We start from the raw sequence: 16,380 nt of genomic DNA on the forward strand, positions 1-16,380 counted from the left end.
CAGTGCCCGGCGCGCCGGAGGTCGAAGCGCTTCGACGGCGGATGGCCGAGCGGCCTCGCAGGTCATGGTGGGGTGACGGTCGTCGGCCCGGACGCTGGCGAAGCGCTTCGACAAACCGTGGAAAGCAAGCCGCCCCGGGTGCCCGTAGCGGAGCGGCTCGCTTCGAGGTTGGCACCTGCGGCGGGTCGGGTCAAGACTCCGACCGGCCGAGCGGGCATCGACCGGGAACGTTGCCGGTCGGATCAGCGGGCGGGTAGCCGTCCGGCCTCGACGGTGGCCAGGGCGGCGGTGGCGCCGCCGAGCGCGGCGGCCGTGTCCAGGGTGGAGGCTTCCAGTCGGCACCCGCCGGCGCCCGGGGCGTGGGCCCGGGCGGCCAGCTCCGACCGGGCTGCCGGCAGCAGCCAGGGCGCCAGGGTGGCGAAGTGGTCGCCGAGCACGACGGTCTCCGGGTTCAGCAGGTCGGCCAGGACGGCGACGCCGCGGCCGAGGTGCCGGCCGGTCTCGGCCAGGCCGCTGCACACGCCCGGGTCGTCCTGCCGGGCGAGCGTCACGATCCGGGTCAGTTCCGGCAGATAGTCGATCACCGGGCCGTCGGCCTCGACGTCGGGCAGCAGCCGGCGTACCACGGCGGGCAGGCCGACCAGGGCGGTCAGGCAGCCGCGGGTGCCGCAGGTGCACGTCGGCCCGGCCGGGTCCAGCGACAGGTGTCCGATGCCACCGGCGAAGCCGCGTCCGCCGCGCAGCAATCGTCCGGCGGCGATGATGCCGGCGCCGACGGTGAGCCCGCCGGTCAGGTGGACCAGGTCGGTGCTGCCGGCGTAGGCGCCGTGCCGCTGCTCGGCGAGGGCGGCGAGGTTGGCGACGCTGTCGACCCCGACGGCGAACTCCGGATCCCGCAGGATGGCGCGCAGCTCTGCCGCGACCGGCACGTCCCGCCAGCCCAGGGCGCTGGCCAGCGGCACCGCGCCGGACGGGTCGACCAGTCCGGGTACGCCGACGGTGAGGCCCAGCACGGTGCGGCCCTGGGCGGTGACCCGCCCGACCGCCCGCCGGGCGAGCGCAGCCAGGGCACGCAGCGTCTCGGTGGGGGGCACGGTGGTCGCCGCGAAGGCCCGCCGCCAGGTCAGCAGGCGGTTGCCGCCGAGGTCGACGGCGACGGCCACCAGTTCGTCGGGGCCGATCTGCAGGCCCAGCGCGGCGTACGGCTCACCGTCGAGGACCAGCATGGTGGCGGGTCGGCCGACCCGGTTCTCGGTGAGCCCGGTCTCGCGGACCAGTCGCTTGTCGATCAGCTCGGTCACCAGGCTGGAGACGGTGGCCTTGTTCAGGCCGGTGCGGGCGGCGATGTCGGCGCGGGAGCAGGGGGCGTGCAGACGTACGTGCCGCAGCACCACCGCCCGGTTGGCGACGCGTACGTCACCGAGGTCGGTCGGCTGCGGTTCGTTGTGGATGCTGATCACGATCTGCCCGCTCCCTGCGCCGGTGTCGCGGCGCGCGTCCATCATCGCGTACCGCGTTGGCGGGACCGACCAGGCCGCCCGCGCTTGTCTTGTGGGACGGATTGCCGTCGATTAGTTTGTTCGGCTAGAACCCCAACTAATCCTAGCCGGAGTCTTCCGCTCCGCAAACCGTTATCGACGACGAAGGGAGTGCGCCGTGACGCCTTCTGCGCGCACATCCACCGACCGCCGGACCATGCTGCGGCTGATCGGCCTCGGCGCCGCCGCGACCGTGGGCGGTGGTGCCCTGGCCGGTTGCAGCAAGGAAGCCGGCAGCCAGGGCAGCGCCACGAACGCCGACGCCATCAAGGCGGTGCTGCCCACCTACAAGCGGGTCGAGCTGCTCAAGCCGGACATCCCCGGCGAGGGCCCGATCCCGGACGGTTACCTCAGCTACCCTCGCGAACTCGTCGACGCGGTCACCGAGCCGCCCGGCCGGGGTGGCCCGCCGATCCAGACGATGAGCCCCTGGTGGGGCCCGACGCCGCCGCCGCTGGGCCGCAACTCCTACCTGAGCGCGGTGAACGGCAAGCTCGGCGTGGAGGTCAATCCGAGCCTGCAGGACGGCCTGACCTACGCCGACAAACTCAACGCCATGCTCGGCGCCCGCGACGTGCCGGAGCTGCTGTCCGCGCCGAACTGGGAGGTGGACAAGGTCGCCCGGTTCTCCGACGCGGTCAAGGCGTTGTTCACCGACCTGACCGACCACCTCCAGGGCGACAACGCGGCGAAGTACCCGTACCTGGCGGCGCTGCCCAGCGGCGCCTGGGAGTACTCGGTCTGGGCCGGGCGGCTCTACGCCGTGCCGTTCCCCACCGACGGTCCGTTCGCGTGGGCCATGTTCTACCGTAAGGATCTGCTCGGCGCCGCCGGCCTGGCCACCCCCACCAGCCCCGACGAGCTGTACGAGTTCGGCAAGAAGGCCACCGACCCGGCCAAGGGCGTGTGGGCCTTCGGCAGCGTCTTCGAGATGATCCAGCAGTACTTCGGCTGCAACCAGACCTGGCGCAAGAAGCCTGACGGCGGTCTACAGCACAAGTTCGAGGACCCGGCGTTCGAGGCGGCGCTGGCGTTCACCGCCCGGCTGTTCGCCGAGGGCCTGGTGCACCCGGACACGGTGGCCAGCAAGGGCGAGGACGAGAAGCAACTGTTCAACTCCGGCAAGATTCTCATGTACCGCGACGGCCTCGGTGCCTGGCAGGGCATGCAGAGCGAACGGGCCAAGGAGCTGCCCACCTTCGACATGCAGCCGCTGCCGGTCTTCGGCGCACAGGGCGCCCAGCCGGTCATCTGGGGCAGCGAGAAGCCGATCTTCTACACCTTCCTCAAGAAGGACCTGCCCGCCGAGCGGGTCGACGAGATGCTGCGGGTGCTCAACTGGTGTGCCGCCCCGTTCGGCAGCCGGGAGTTCGAGTTGCGCGAGTACGGCGTGGAGGGACAGCACTTCAGCCGGGGCGCCGACGGCACGCCGGCGCTCACCGAGCTGGGCCGTAAGGAACTCGGCGCGCAGTACACCCACATCGGCGGTCGGGTGCCGGTCAAGGTGCGCAGCGGCGACACCCCGAACTACGTGCAGGACTACATCGGGTACTACCGCAACCACATCGGCCAGATGGAGCAGGACCTGTTCGCCGGGATCAAGCTGGAGCTGCCGGCGAACTGGTCGAAGATCATCCAGCCGACCGAGGACAAGCTCCGCGACATCCTGCGTGGCCGTCGCCCGGTCAGCGACCTGGCCCAGGTACGCAAGGAGTTCCTGGACACCGGTGGCGAGGAGGGCCGCGCGTTCCACGAGAAGGCGCTCGCCGACAACGGCCGATGAGCGGGCAGGTGAGCGTGCCGCCGACCGGTGCCGGGGTGCGGCCGTGAGCGCCCCCGGCACCGTCGACACGCGACCACCCGCCGGGCGTACGCCGTCACCGCGGCGTCCCCGTCGGGGTGGGCGGCGCAGCCTGCGGGTCCGGCTGCGCCGCGACTGGCCGCTGCTGGCGATGGCCGCACCGGCGGCAGTGCTGCTGCTGGTCTTCCACTATCTGCCCACGCTGGGCAACATCATCGCCTTCCAGGACTACAACCCGTTCGTCGGCGACGACCCGCTCGACGCGTTCCTCAACAGCGAGTGGATCGGCTTCGGCAATTTCGAGGCCCTCTTCCGCGACCCGCTGTTCTGGGACGCGGTCCGCAACACGCTGAGCATCACCGCCTTCCAGTTGGTGTTCTTCTTCCCGCTGCCGATCCTGCTGGCGCTCATCCTCAACAGCGTCGTCTCCGGGCGGCTGCGCGGCTTCGTGCAGAGCGTCGTCTACCTGCCGCACTTCTTCAGCTGGGTGCTGGTGGTGACGTTCTTCGTGCAGATGTTCGGCGGGGCCGGACTGCTGGCCCAGGAGATGCGCCAGGCCGGTCTGGAGCCCTGGGGGATCATGACCAACCCGGACACGTTCATCGTGCTGGTCACCGCCGAGGCGGTCTGGAAGGACCTGGGGTGGGGCGCGATCGTCTTCCTGGCCGCGCTGTCGGCCATCGACCAGAACCTGTACGAGGCGGCGGCCGCCGACGGGGCCGGCCGGTGGCGGCGGTTGTGGCACATCACCCTGCCCGGCCTGCGGCCGGTGATCGTGCTGCTGCTCATCATGCGGCTCGGCGACGCGCTCTCGGTCGGGTTCGAGCAGTTCATCCTGCAACGGGAGGCGGTCGGCCGGGAGGCCGCCGAGGTGCTCGACACGTTCGTCTACTACCAGGCGATCAGTACCCAGCAGTGGGGGCTCGGTGCCGCGGCGGGCCTGTTCAAGGCGGTGGTCGGGCTGGCGCTGATCCTCACCGCGAACAAGATCGCGCATCGGCTCGGTGAGCAGGGGGTGTACGCGAAATCATGACCGCACAGCTCAGTGGTGCCGGGCCGGTGCCCGCGGCACCGACCACGGCGGGCCCACCCGCGCCACCGCCGCGGCGACGCCACCCCGGTCGTCCGGTGTGGGCGGGCCGCCCGTCGACGTCCCTGACCATCGGCAAGGGGGTCGTGCTCACGCTGCTGGTAGCGGCGGTGCTGGTGCCGCTCTGGGCGGTGCTTGTCACCAGCCTCGCCTCACGCGGCACCATCGACGACGCCGGCGGCATGGTGATGATCCCTCGGGAGTTCGACCCGTCGGCGTACATCACCATCTTCAGCGGCGGCGACGTCACCCGGGCGGTGTGGGTCAGCACCCTGGTCACCGTGTTCGGCACCACGGTCAGCCTGGTGCTCACCGTGCTGGCCGCGTACGGGCTGTCCCGGCCGGGCTCGGTGGCCCACCGTGGGCTGCTGTTCTACTTCCTGTTGACGTTCCTGATCTTCCCGGGGCTGGTGCCGAGCTACCTGGTGGTGACCGGGCTGGGCCTCAAGGACAGCCTCTGGTCGCTGATCCTGCCCAGCGCGATAAGCGTGTTCAACCTGGTGGTTATCCGGGCGTTCTTCATGAACGTACCGGCGGAACTGCTCGACAGCGCCCGTATCGACGGCGCGGGGGAGTTGCGCATCCTCACCCGGATCGTGCTGCCGCTGTCCAGGGCGGTGATCGCCGTGGTCGGGCTCTTCTACGCGGTCGGCTACTGGAACGTGTACTTCAACGCGGTGCTCTACATCGACTCCAACGACAAGTTCCCGATCCAGCGGGTGTTGCAGAGCTACATCCTGGCCGGGCAGTCGCCGAACGTCTCGGGCGCGTCGGTGAGCCTGCCCGGGGTGACCGCGTACCCGCCGACGCTCGCGGTCAAGATGGCGGTCGTGGTGGTGACGGTCATCCCGGCGGTGATCATCTACCCGTTCGTGCAGCGTCACTTCACCAAGGGCGTGATCACCGGCGCGGTGAAGGGCTGACCCCGCGCGCACCGCGGCCCCGTTCCGCGCGGCGCCCGACTCCGTCCAGTCAGGCGCCGCGCGGAACGGTCAGCCCTCCTCGGGGAAGAGCCCCGCGAAGGGCACGACGGTCACCGCCGCACCGTTGAGCAGTGACCGGGCCGGTCGGTCGGCGTCGCCGACCCCCGCGAGCGCCAGCTGCCCCACCAGCAGCGGCCCCCGGGTCCGGATCCGCAACTCGTCGCCGTCGCGGACCGCCTCAATGATTGTGTCTCCGTCCACGTCGTGCACGACGGTGCGTCCGTCCACGGCGCCCCAGCAGACCAGGGTGACGTCCCGGAAGGGCCCGTCGCCGACCGTGGCCCCCGCCGCGACCAGCGGCAACAGCGTGCCCCGGCGTACGTACAACGGCATCCGGGACAGCGGCACCCGAACCCGCAGATGCCGGCCACCCGGATGCAGTTCGCCGGTGGTGGCGTCGAACCAGTCCTCGCCGACGGGCAGGTAGACGTCCCGTACCCCGGCCGCGTCGGTGACCGGCGCGACCAGCAGGTCCGTCCCGAGGCGGTACTGCAGGTCCGTCGTCCAGGCCGTCGGATCCTGCGGGGTGTCGACAAGCAGGGCCCGCATCATCGGTACGCCGGTGCGGGCCGCCTGGACGGCCGCCGACCAGAGGTACGGCATCAACCGGTAGCGTAGCCGCAACGCGGCCACCGCGAGTCGTTCCGCCTCGGCCGGGAACTCCCACGGCAGCCGGCTGGTGGTGCCGTGCAGCCGCACCAACGGCGACAGCGCACCGAACTGCGACCAGCGTACGTACAGGTCGGGTTCGGGGGTGCCGTGGAAGCCGCCGGTGTCGTGGCTCCAGAACGGCACCCCCGACAGGCCGTGCGACAGGCCCCCGCGCAGCGTGCTGGCCAGTGCCGGCCAGGTGGCGTTGACGTCGCCGCTCCACTGCGCGCTGTGCCGCTGCCCGCCCAGGTACGACGAGCGTGCCCACACCGCCCGGTGACCGGCCACCTCCTCGGTGACATCGGCGACCACGTCGTTGAACAGCAGGGCGTACACGTTGTGCAGGTCGACGCCGCTCATCCCGTTGTGGGCCACCGCGTCGGCGGGCACCCCCTCGGCGAAGTCGGTCTTGAACACCGCCACGCCCTGTCGCAGCAAAGGCCGGAGCAGCCCGGTGAACCAGTCGACCGCCGCCGGGTTGGTCAGGTCCACGATGGCCGAGGCCGGGTAGCTGCCGTGCCATACGTCGGCGACGTACGTGCTGCCGTCGGGTCGACGCAGGAAGTATCCGGCCGCGTCGGCCTCGGCGTAGAGCGGGCTGGCCGTCATCAGGTAGGGGTTCATCCAGAGGCAGACCCGGAAGCCCTGCTCGGACAGGGTCCGCAGCATCCCGGCCGGGTCGGGAAACGCCTCGCTGTCCCACCGCAGGTCCGACCAGTTGCCGGCGACCTGCCAGTAGCAGTCCAGGTGCAGCACGTCGCAGGGGATGTCGCGCTCGCGCAGGCGGCGGGCCCGCTCCAGCACCCGTTCCTGGCTGTCGGGGTAGAAGCCCGAGGAGACCCAGGTGCCGAAGGCCCAGCGCGGCGGCAGGTACGGCTGCCCGGTCAACTGGCGCAACCGGTCGAGCACCTCGGCGGGGGTCGGTCCGGCCAGCACGTAGTAGTCGAGCAGGTCGTCGGGGACCAGGATCTGCACCGCGCTGTGGGTGGACTGGCAGACGTCGAACTGCACCGGCAGCCCGCTGTCGACCAGGACCCCGTAGCCCCGGTTGGACAGGTAGAACGGCACGTTCTTGTGCGCCCGGTCGGATTCGCTGCCGAAGGCGTCGAAGTTCCACATCAGCGCCCGCTGGCCGCGTTTGTCCAGTGGGGTGAACTTCTCGCCGAAGCCGACGAACCGCTCGTCGCCGGGGGCGACGAAGCTCTCGTGCCAGGCGACGCGGACCCCGTCGGTGGTGGAGTATCCGAACGGGAGGGTGCGTTGCCGGCCGCTGATGTCGACAGTGCCCGGATCCTGCTCCAGCAGCAGCGAGCCGTCGGGGCGCAGGAACCGGATGTGCCACGGGTCGAGCCGGATCTCGGCGATCAGCGCGCCGGCGTCGATCCGTACCTGCCGGTCGTCGACGGTGACGGTGGCCGGGTGTACACGGGGGTGCACAAGCGGCATCAGCCGGGCCGACCGGCTGCGCGCCTGGGGATCCTCGGCGAGCCGTACCCGGATCATTCCGTCGCCGGCCGCGTCGACGCGTACCACCGCCGTCACCCCGTCGGCCAGCACCGCCTTGACGGTGGCTCCGTGTGCGTCGGTGCCGGCGAGCTCGGCCCGGCTCACCATGGCCGGGCCGCCCTCACCGGGGGTGCGCACCGGTAGGTCGGGCGGGTCGGCGACGAAGGTCTCGTAGGGCACCAACGGCGGTCGGTACGGCATCAGCTCTCCTCAGCGGCGTTCGGGGCGGTGCCGACAGTTTCTTTAACTATCCAACGAACTGTCAACGACGATGGTAAATATGATCCGGCGTCTACCTGTTGACATGGGCAGTGATGATCCATAGTTTGGATGCATCCTCAACTAAACGCGGGCTGGTGATGGTGATGTGGACCGACGGCCCGCTCTGCTACGGCGGCGACTACAACCCGGAGCAGTGGCCGGCGCAGGTCTGGTCCGAGGACGTCGCGCTGATGCGCCAGGCCGGGGTCAACCTCGTCACCGTGGGGGTGTTCGCCTGGTCCCGGCTCGAACCGGCACCCGGCCGGTACACCTTCGACTGGCTCGATCAGGTGCTCGACCTGCTGCACGCCGGTGGCGTACGGGTCGCCCTGGCCACCCCCACCGCCTCGCCACCACCCTGGTTCTCCCTGGCCCACCCCGGCGCGCTGCCCGTCACCGCCGACGGGATCCGGCTGCACCACGGCAGCCGGGACACCTACTGCGCCGCCACCCCCGCCTACCGCGAGGCCGCGCTGCGCATCACCGCCGCCCTGGCCGACCGGTACGCCGACCACCCGGCGCTGGCCGGCTGGCACGTGCACAACGAGTACGGCACCACCTGCCACTGCGAGCATGTCGCCCGCGCCTTCCGGTGCTGGCTGGCCGCCCGCCACGGTGACCTGGCCGCCCTCAACGACGCCTGGGTCACCAGCTTCTGGAGCCAGCACTACTCCGACTGGGCGCAGATCAGCTCCCCCCGGGCCACCCAGTACCTGCCCAACCCCGGACAACTGCTCGACTTCCGTCGCTTCTGGTCGGACACCCTGCTCGCCGCGTACACCGAGCAACGCGACCTGCTGCGGGCCGCGAACCCGGCGCTCACCATCACCACCAACTACGTGCTCGGTGACTGGGTGCCGGTCGACCACGCCCGCTGGGCCACCGAGGTCGACCTGGTCGCCGTCGACCACTACCCGTCCGCCGTCGACGGCGGCGCCGAGGAACAGACCGCGCTCGCCGCCGACCTGGCCCGTGGCTGGGCCCGGCACGCCGCCGCCCGCCGGCACCCCACCCCACCGTCGGCCGGCACCACCGTGCCCGCCGCCACCTGGCTGCTGATGGAGAGCGCACCCAACCAGATCCACACCGCCGGACGGATGCACACCAAGGAACCGGGGCGGATGCTGCGGCACAGCCTCGCCCATGTGGCCCGCGGCTCACACGGCGCGATGTTCTTCCAGTGGCGGGCACCGGTCGGTGGCGCTGAACGTTTCCACTCCGCCCTGGTGCCGCACGTCGGCCCGGACAGCCGGGTGTTCCGGGAAACCGTCGCACTCGGTGCCGCGCTGCGGCAGCTCAGCGAGGTCCGGGGCAGCGTCGAGGCATCGGTGGCGCTCGTCGTCGACGCGGCCAGCGGCTGGGCGCTGCGCCACCCGGGCCTGCCGTCGGCCCTGCCGGACCACCACGACGAACTCGCCGCCGTGCACCGGGCCCTGTGGCGCAGCGGGTACGCCTGCGACACCGTCACCCCGGGCGACCCGCTCGACGGCTACCGGATGCTCGTCCTGCCCGCCGTCTACCTGATCGACGAGGCCACCGCCGACTGGCTGCGCGGCTACCTGCACACCGGCGGCCACCTGCTGGTCACCTACCTCAGCGGTGTCGCCGACGAACACGCCCGGGTACGCCTCGGCGGCTACCCCGGCGCGCTCCGGGAGCTGCTGGGCGCGTACGCCGAGGAGTTCCACCCCCTGGCCGCGGACGACCAGGTCCTTCTTGACAGCGGCGGCACCGGGCGGATCTGGGCCGAGACGCTGCGCCTGACCGGCGCCGACACCGTCGTCTCCTACGTCGGGGGCGTACTCGACGCGATGCCCGCCGTCACCCGGCACCGGGTCGGCGCCGGCACCGCCTGGTACCTGTCCACCCGCCCCGACGACACCACCTACCGGCGGCTGCTCGACACCGCCGCCCGGGCGGCCGGCGTCACCACCGTCTGCCCCGACGCACCCGAGGGCGTCGAGGCGGTACGCCGCCGCGACGGCGAGGCGAGCTGGCTTTTCCTGCTCAACCACACCGACCACGAGCAACGCGTACCCGCACGCGGGGTGGAGTTGCTCACCGCGACGCCGATCGAACAGGCGATCACCCTGGCACCCGGCGGTGTCGCGGTGCTCCGCGAACACAAGGGTTGATCCGTCGGCCGGAGCTGGCTAATCTCGCACCAGCGCGTCGGGAACGCGCCGAGACTCGCCGGTAGGCTTGAAGCCACCCCTCACACCACCCGTCGAGCGACGGACACCGAAGCTCATTTCCGCCCGTGCGAGTCCGGGCGAGGAGTGAGGTGCCATGTGAAGAACCTGCCCGACAACCCCAGCCTCGACCACCTGCGTCAGCAGGCCAAGAACCTGCTCGCCGGCCTACGCGACATCGACCCGGCAGCGACGCTGACCACCGCTCAGGCGCGGCTGGCCGAGCAGTACGGCTTTCCCACCTGGACAGCCCTGAAGACCGAGGTCGCCCGGATGCGGGGCCGGGCCGAGACCGCGCAGGTGTCCCTGGCGCGCGAGATCGCCGCCTGCTACGGCCTCGGTGACGTCGTCGGCGAGATGCGCACCCTCGCCCGCGCCGACGACATGGGGCGTCGCTGGTCGCTGGTGACGGACCGGGGCCGCTGGGCGGTGCGGACGATGGACACCTGGTGGCCCATCGTCGACGCCGAGACCGACGTGGCGTTGCAGCAGGCCGCCGCGGCCGCCGGCATCCTGCTGCCCGCGCCGGTGCGCAGCCGCGCGGGTCGGATCGTGGAGACCATCGGTGGGCACCGCTGGCGGGTCTACGAAGGGCTGCACTCCGGACCGCCACTGCTGGCCCCGGCCCGTTCGTCGGTCACCGGTGCGGTCGGCGGGGTACTCGCCACGATCCACGGGCTCGGCCTGCCGGTGGACCGGGTCAGCCCGTGGCACGGCACCCGGCTGGTCACCGCGAGCTGGTCCGAACTCGCCGCCGGCGCTGCGGCCCGCCAGACCAGCTGGGCTGGGGCGCTCGGTGCCGCGGTGGCCACCCTGACGGAGCTCGACGGCATCGGCGGCGACACCGAGACGCCGCAACCTGTGCTCTGCCACAACACCCTGGGGCCGGCGAGCACCCGGCTGGCCACGAACGGTCGCCTCGTCGTCGTCGGCTGGGAACATGCCGGCGGTCAACCGCCGAGCTGGGAGCTGGCCAACGCACTGCTGGACTGGGCCGTGGTCCCCGGTGGGGCGGTCAACGTGGCCGGTGCACGCGCGTTGCTCGACGGGTACCGCGCGACGGCGGGCACCCTGCCGTCGCTGGACCTGGCCGCGTTCCGTGGCGCGGTCACCAGCCTCGCCAACTACGTCTCCGGACAGGTGGGCGCTGCCCTGGAGGCACGCGACGACGAGGAGCGGCGGTACGCCGACCGCAGCGTTGCGCACCTGCTGTCGCACCTGCCCACCCGCGCGGTCCTGGAACAACTGCTGGACGTGGCCACCGGGGCGGCACGCCGCTGACCGTGACCGCTCTGCTCGGCCGGTGGCGGTGCGGAACGATCGGCTCGGCCCGTGGCGGTGCGGAACGGTCGGGGTCAGCCGGTGGCGACGGCGGCGCGGGAACGGTCGGCGGCGATCCGCACCGCCATCGCCGCCAGCACCGTGCCCATCAGCATCCGCTGTACGCGCAGCCACAGCGGTCGCCGGCTGAGGAAACCAGCGATGCCACCGGCGGTGAGCACGATCAGCGTGTTCACGGTCAGCGCCACGGCGATCTGGGTCAGCCCCAGCAGCAGGCTCTGCCCGGCGACGTTGCCCCGCGCCGGGTCGATGAACTGCGGCAACAGCGACACGTACAGGATGGCGATCTTCGGGTTGAGCAGGTTCGTGACCAGCCCCATGGTGAACAGCCGGCGGGCCGGATCCGGTGGCAGCGGCGCCGGGTTGAACGGCGACTGCCCGCCGGGGCGCAACGCCTGCCACGCCAACCAGAGCAGGTACGCCGCGCCGGCCAGCTTGACCGCCGTGTACAGCGCCGGCACCAGCACGAACACGGTGGCGATGCCGGCGACCGCCGCACCCAGGTAGACCGCGAACCCGGCGGCGACCCCGAGCAGCGAGATCAACCCGGCCCGTCGGCCCTGGGTCACCGACCGCGACACCAGGTAGACCATGTTCGGCCCCGGGGTCAGCACCATCCCCAAGGCGACCAGTGCGATGCCGACAATTCCCGCCGTACCGACCATCCTGTGACCCCCGTCCCACGTTGTGCCTGAGCCTAGGGCACGGGGAATGCCGGCTGGGCCCGTGACGCTGCGCCATCGCGAGACGGTGGTCACGTTACGGTTGTCCGGGGAGGTGGCGAGGGTGGAGATGCGTTGGGAAGCGTCGGTGGAGGCGCAGATCCGGGCGGCGCAGGAGCGCGGCGAGTTCGACAATCTGCCCGGTGCGGGCAAGCCGATCGCCGGCCGGGGCCTGCCCTACGACGAGTCCTGGTGGATCAAGAGTTTCCTGGAGCGCGAACAGCTGCCGACGAACCTGTTGCTGCCCGCTCCGCTGCTGCTGCGTCGCCGCATCGAGCAACTGCCCGACGAGGTCCGGGATCTGCCCACCGAGCAGGCCGTGCGGGCGGTCGTGGCCGAGCTGAACGCGGAGGTGCTGGCCTGGCTGCGTAACCCGTCCGGCCCCCGGATCGCGGTACGTCCGGCCGACGCCGACGCGGTGGTACGGCGGTGGCAGGACGAGCGGCGGAACGCGGTCCCGCCCGCACCCGCCGCGGCACCGTCGGTGCCGCGACGGCGCTCCTGGTTCCGCCGCCACTCCTGGTTCCGCCGCCGCGGCACCGCGTGACGGGCCGGCGTGAGCCATGAGCGGACGGGGTGACCGGCCTGTCGGTGACGTGGCACGGAAATGCCGAACGGCGGCCCGCTGAACCAGTCGGGCCGCCGTTCGCAGAATGGGATCAGAGCGGGCGGATGTTCTCCGCCTGCGGGCCCTTCTGGCCCTGGGTGATGTCGAACTCCACCCGCTGGTTCTCGTCGAGGCTGCGGAATCCGCTCGACGAGATCGCGGAGAAGTGGGCGAAGACATCGGCGCCGCCGCCGTCCTGGGCGATGAAGCCGAAGCCCTTGTCGGCGTTGAACCACTTCACGGTACCTGTAGCCATGTCTGCTCCTTCGCAGGCTGGTGGAGACCGCGGTGTGCGGACTCGTACGCCGCCGCGTTGATCGCCCGCGCCGAACCGACACGACAAACGAAAAAGCGCCGGACAGGTTTCAGATAACCCATCAGGCGCCGGAAACGTCTACGGAAATCAAAACTGCAACAGAAAAGACTCTAGCACAGGCGACCCGTAGCAGCCCCGATGTCCTGGCTGTATCCCTGGTCTCAGCGGCGCGGTACCCCGGCGTCCGCAGGTTCTTCGGGACACGACAGACGGTCCCTCCCGTAGTGGGGAAGGACCGTGCGGCGTGGAGTCAGGCAGCGCCGGGCTGCGGGCGGCACTTGTGGTCCCGGTTGTGCTGGAGGGCTTCTTCGAGCTGGTCTTCGAGAATGATGATCCGGCAGGCGGCTTCGAGAGCGGTGCCGTGGTCGACCATCTCCCGGGCTCGCGCGGCCAGGCGCAGCTGGTAGCGGGAGTAGCGGCGGTGTCCGCCGGCGGAACGGAACGGGATGATCAGCTTGGCCTCGTCGAGGCGGCGCAGGAAGTCCTGCGAGGCGCCCACGATCTCGGCGGCACGGCCCATGGTGTAGGCGGGGTAGTCGTCGTCGTTGAGCATGTCGTCCGGTTGGGCCATACATTCCTCGTCATGAACGAGGGCCCCGGCATAGAACGCGCCGGGGCCCAGGGTTACGGGTTGAATACACCATCTACCGACAGGTTCGTCGGGTTCTCGTGTCCGCACCGTGCCGTTGTAGGCATGCGGTGCGAGGATCGCATAAGCGTGACCGGAGACCACCTCACGTTCGATGGGGCAACGGCGTCCACCGCAGAACTGGCACTATGTCCCGACGGCGGGCGATCCAACGGCGTCCAGCCCTCCCTTTCCTCTTCTTCCACTGCCTGCGGTGCTGTCCGCCGATGTCGGAGCCTCACGCGACTTCATGGCCCCGCACACGTGCGACGGATCCTTGCTGCGTCAGGCGGAGCCCGGAACCTGCGTCGGCTCCCCCTGTTGCCCTGACCTGGAGTTACGTCAAGGTCTTGTCGTGCACTTGCCGTGTTGCGTGCGGTGCTGTGGTGCACCGCGGTTGCCGAGCGAGCCGCGAGAAGTTCCGGGCCCTGCTTTGACGCTCGGCCTGTTTCGTCAGCGTCTTTAACCGATCTCTCTCGTCAACGGGGGCAACGTTACCCAGCCCCACCGAGAATGTCTAGTCTCGGGAGACCAGATTTTCTCGGTGGCTGCCCAAGGCTTTCCGGACGTGCCGACGGCCGGCAGCGGTGTGCGTCCGGCGGGGGAGAGGTCGGCGGCGGCGGCCGGGAGTTCACCGGTAACCGTGGCGGTGACACCGTGGCCGCACTTGTCGATCAGTAGGGCTCCGGTCAACCAACGGGCCAGGTAGGGCAGTAGCGCCGAGCCGGTCATTCGGCGGCGGGCCCGGCGGGTACCCGCTCGCGCCGCGGCCGTGGTCGCCGATCGGGCAGATCAGGGTGCGCTCCGACAGGCTCGGGTCGAGCCGACCGTGGCACCGCCGTGGCGTACCGCGCTGGTGACCATCTCGTGGACGGCCGCGACGAAGTCCGAAAGCGCTGCGCCGGGGCACCCGGTTGGGTTGGCCGAGCGGCTGGCCGCCGACGACAGACACCCACCGTCTCGCGCATTATCGGATTATCGGTTACGGCAATCCAATAACTAGACCTCTACAACCGGACATAACGTACGCACATCATAATGACTGTTAATGTGCGTAAGCGGTTGCCCTGGTGTACGCGGGTCGTTCACCAGCCGATCCGGCCGGGCATAGGGTGGCGGCATGGCGCTGCGGCTTGTTCAGGTGAACTTCAAGGCTCGGGACGAGGTGGCCCTCGGCCGATTCTGGGCGGACGCCCTCGGCTGGGGTGTCGCCAGCGAGGAGCCCGGGGTCACAAACGTCGAGCCTCTGGGATTCACCTGGCCGGATCCGACCGCCGTCTGCGTCGACGTCGTCGTCGTCCCGGATCCGGAGACGGTGCGGTACCGCGTGCACCTCGACCTCGCCACCACCTCCGCAGCCCATCAGGCGGAGTTGGTCGGCCGCCTGATGGATCTCGGTGCGACGCGCGTGGACGTGGGTCAGGGCGATGTCCGGTGGACGGTGCTGGCCGACCCGGAGGGCAACGTGTTCTGTGTGTTGGAGCCTCGGGAGATCTACCGGGACACCGGGCCGATAGCCGCGGTGGTGGTCGACTGTGCGGATCCGCGTGCCATGGCCCGCTTCTGGAGTGAGGCGACGGACTGGGCCCTGCACGAGGTGAGCGATGACCATGCACGGCTGCGTTCGGCCAAGGGGGTCGGGCCGTACCTGCTGTTCCGTCGCACACCCGGGGCGAGGACCTGGTGGAGCCGGGCCCACCTCGACCTCAAGCCGTATGCCGGTGATGATCAGGCGGCGGAGGTGGCCCGGCTGGAGTCGCTCGGTGCGGCCGTCGTCGACGTCGGCCAGGGCGACGTGTCGTGGAGGTGCCTCGCCGACCCCGAGGGGAACGAGTTCTGCGTCCTCGCCCCGGGCTGACGCCGGCTCGCACCGACCGGCGAAACCGGTTGAGTCCCGTTTTGTGGTTCCCGTAGGTTGCCTGCGACCCGTGGCCGTGAGGCAGAGGACAAAACCGCGTGACCCCGCCTGCTCTGTAGACCTGACATCTTCCGCTCACCGGTAGCCGACGCTCCCGTCGGCTCTGCCGGGCTGCCCTTGTGCGCCCGGTCGTACCGCGCTTGAGGCCGCGCTCAATCGGCCTCGTGTCAGGTCTCTGGAGCAATCGTGTCTGCACAACCTCATATCGTGCTGCCCTGGGTCGTCCGTCGGACCAGGCTGCCGCTGCTGTCGCGGCGGTGCGTGGACTGCGGGTCGGAGTCGGCGACCACCGGCGAGGGCAGGTTCCGCGTCAACGCCAACGGCAAGCTGCTGGACGTGTGGCTGCTGGTCCGCTGCGTGTCCTGTGACCGGACGAGCAAGCTCACCGTGCACGAGCGCACCCCGGTCAGATCCTTCGATCCGGCCGAGTTACGCGGTTACCGTCTCAACGATCCGTCGCTGGTGGCGTCCCGACTGTTGGATCCGCTGCTGGCCCACCGCAACCGCTTCGCCCTCGACTGGACGGGGGCGTGGCGGTTGGACACCCCGTCGGAGTGGCTCGACGGGACGTGGCCGGTCCAGGTGGCGGTCGTCTTCGCCGATCCGGTACCGGTGCGTCCGGAACGACTCATCGCGCACGGGCTCGGCCTCAGCCGGGGCGAGGTACTGCGCCGGATCAAGTGCGACATTCCGTTGCGCCGTCCGAGGAGTACCGGGTTCACCTTCACCGTGATGGCCGGGGACTGATCGGGGCGGCCGGGCGGGTTCCCTGCGGCCCGCCCGGCCACGGAACCACGCGCAGCCGCCCCCGCCACCGCAAGCGGCG

At 70.8% G+C, this 16,380-nt stretch carries 13 protein-coding genes; 8 read left to right on the forward strand and 5 right to left on the reverse strand.

What is annotated here, in order from left to right; genetic code table 11:
* Positions 1-242: 242 nt before the first annotated feature.
* Positions 243-1,460, reverse strand: coding sequence for an ROK family protein (locus ACFY2A_RS12590; RefSeq protein ID WP_387171176.1), 1,218 nt, complete (start codon positions 1,458-1,460; stop codon positions 243-245).
* 196 nt (positions 1,461-1,656) lie between these two features.
* On the opposite strand from ACFY2A_RS12590, the gene ACFY2A_RS12595 reads away from it, so the two are divergent.
* From ACFY2A_RS12595 to ACFY2A_RS12605, 3 genes are read left to right on the forward strand one after another with little or no spacing between them, the layout of a single operon-like run.
* Positions 1,657-3,321, forward strand: coding sequence for an extracellular solute-binding protein (locus ACFY2A_RS12595; RefSeq protein ID WP_387171178.1), 1,665 nt, complete (start codon positions 1,657-1,659; stop codon positions 3,319-3,321).
* A 43-nt stretch (positions 3,322-3,364) separates the two neighbouring features.
* Entirely contained in the window at positions 3,365-4,372 is a 1,008-nt protein-coding gene (locus ACFY2A_RS12600) for an ABC transporter permease subunit (protein WP_363920739.1), read from the forward strand.
* The gene (locus ACFY2A_RS12605; protein WP_387171180.1) at positions 4,369-5,352 is read left to right on the forward strand and encodes a carbohydrate ABC transporter permease; all 984 of its coding nucleotides are present in this window, start codon (positions 4,369-4,371) and stop codon (positions 5,350-5,352) included. Before ACFY2A_RS12600 ends, ACFY2A_RS12605 begins: the two co-directional genes overlap by 4 nt.
* Before the next feature lie 69 nt (positions 5,353-5,421).
* On the opposite strand, the gene ACFY2A_RS12610 is transcribed toward ACFY2A_RS12605, so the two are convergent.
* Positions 5,422-7,770 carry a TIM-barrel domain-containing protein gene (locus tag ACFY2A_RS12610; protein ID WP_387171182.1) on the reverse strand — a complete coding sequence of 783 codons (2,349 nt, stop codon included), beginning with the start codon at positions 7,768-7,770 and terminating at the stop codon, positions 5,422-5,424.
* A gap of 158 nt (positions 7,771-7,928) precedes the next feature.
* Between ACFY2A_RS12610 and ACFY2A_RS12615 the strand changes: the two genes are divergently transcribed.
* Both ACFY2A_RS12615 and ACFY2A_RS12620 read left to right on the forward strand, forming a co-directional pair.
* Positions 7,929-9,965, forward strand: coding sequence for a beta-galactosidase (locus ACFY2A_RS12615; protein ID WP_387171318.1), 2,037 nt, complete (start codon positions 7,929-7,931; stop codon positions 9,963-9,965).
* 156 nt (positions 9,966-10,121) lie between these two features.
* Positions 10,122-11,303 carry a phosphotransferase gene (locus tag ACFY2A_RS12620; protein ID WP_387171184.1) on the forward strand — a complete coding sequence of 394 codons (1,182 nt, stop codon included), beginning with the start codon at positions 10,122-10,124 and terminating at the stop codon, positions 11,301-11,303.
* A gap of 74 nt (positions 11,304-11,377) precedes the next feature.
* Here the strand turns inward: ACFY2A_RS12620 and ACFY2A_RS12625 are convergent, their stop codons facing one another.
* A complete protein-coding gene (locus ACFY2A_RS12625; RefSeq protein ID WP_363920749.1) occupies positions 11,378-12,028 on the reverse strand; it encodes a LysE family translocator in 651 nt (216 codons plus the stop codon).
* Between the two features lie 61 nt (positions 12,029-12,089).
* Here ACFY2A_RS12625 and ACFY2A_RS12630 point away from each other — a divergent pair, with 61 nt between their 5' ends.
* The gene (locus ACFY2A_RS12630; protein ID WP_387171186.1) at positions 12,090-12,632 is read left to right on the forward strand and encodes a DUF1992 domain-containing protein; all 543 of its coding nucleotides are present in this window, start codon (positions 12,090-12,092) and stop codon (positions 12,630-12,632) included.
* A 112-nt stretch (positions 12,633-12,744) separates the two neighbouring features.
* Here the strand turns inward: ACFY2A_RS12630 and ACFY2A_RS12635 are convergent, their stop codons facing one another.
* Together ACFY2A_RS12635 and ACFY2A_RS12640 are read right to left on the reverse strand one after the other, a co-directional pair.
* Positions 12,745-12,948: a cold-shock protein gene (locus tag ACFY2A_RS12635; RefSeq protein WP_099845825.1), complete on the reverse strand. Its 204-nt coding sequence runs from the start codon at positions 12,946-12,948 to the stop codon at positions 12,745-12,747.
* Between the two features lie 310 nt (positions 12,949-13,258).
* Positions 13,259-13,579 (reverse strand): MerR family transcriptional regulator, encoded by a 321-nt coding sequence (locus ACFY2A_RS12640; RefSeq protein ID WP_387171189.1) that lies wholly within the window; start codon positions 13,577-13,579, stop codon positions 13,259-13,261.
* A gap of 1,177 nt (positions 13,580-14,756) precedes the next feature.
* On the opposite strand from ACFY2A_RS12640, the gene ACFY2A_RS12645 reads away from it, so the two are divergent.
* On the forward strand, positions 14,757-15,494 hold the full coding sequence (locus ACFY2A_RS12645; protein ID WP_387171191.1) for a VOC family protein: 738 nt from the start codon (positions 14,757-14,759) through the stop codon (positions 15,492-15,494).
* 246 nt (positions 15,495-15,740) lie between these two features.
* Positions 15,741-16,301, forward strand: a complete 561-nt coding sequence (locus ACFY2A_RS12650) for a DUF1062 domain-containing protein (protein WP_387171193.1) — start codon at positions 15,741-15,743, stop codon at positions 16,299-16,301.
* The last annotated feature ends 79 nt before the right edge of the window (positions 16,302-16,380 follow it).

The organism is Micromonospora sp. NPDC000442, from assembly GCF_042898635.1.
Classification (GTDB): Bacteria; Actinomycetota; Actinomycetes; order Mycobacteriales; family Micromonosporaceae; genus Micromonospora.

Excerpts from the sequence above, each read along its gene's own strand:
- ACFY2A_RS12605 (WP_387171180.1), top strand. The coding sequence starts at position 4,369 with ATGACCGCACAGCTCAGTGGTGCCGGGCCGGTGCCCGCGGCACCGACC.
- ACFY2A_RS12610 (WP_387171182.1), bottom strand. The coding sequence starts at position 7,770 with ATGCCGTACCGACCGCCGTTGGTGCCCTACGAGACCTTCGTCGCCGAC.
- ACFY2A_RS12615 (WP_387171318.1), top strand. The coding sequence starts at position 7,929 with ATGGTGATGTGGACCGACGGCCCGCTCTGCTACGGCGGCGACTACAAC.
- ACFY2A_RS12625 (WP_363920749.1), bottom strand. The coding sequence starts at position 12,028 with ATGGTCGGTACGGCGGGAATTGTCGGCATCGCACTGGTCGCCTTGGGG.
- ACFY2A_RS12635 (WP_099845825.1), bottom strand. The coding sequence starts at position 12,948 with ATGGCTACAGGTACCGTGAAGTGGTTCAACGCCGACAAGGGCTTCGGC.
- ACFY2A_RS12640 (WP_387171189.1), bottom strand. The coding sequence starts at position 13,579 with ATGGCCCAACCGGACGACATGCTCAACGACGACGACTACCCCGCCTAC.
- ACFY2A_RS12645 (WP_387171191.1), top strand. The coding sequence starts at position 14,757 with ATGGCGCTGCGGCTTGTTCAGGTGAACTTCAAGGCTCGGGACGAGGTG.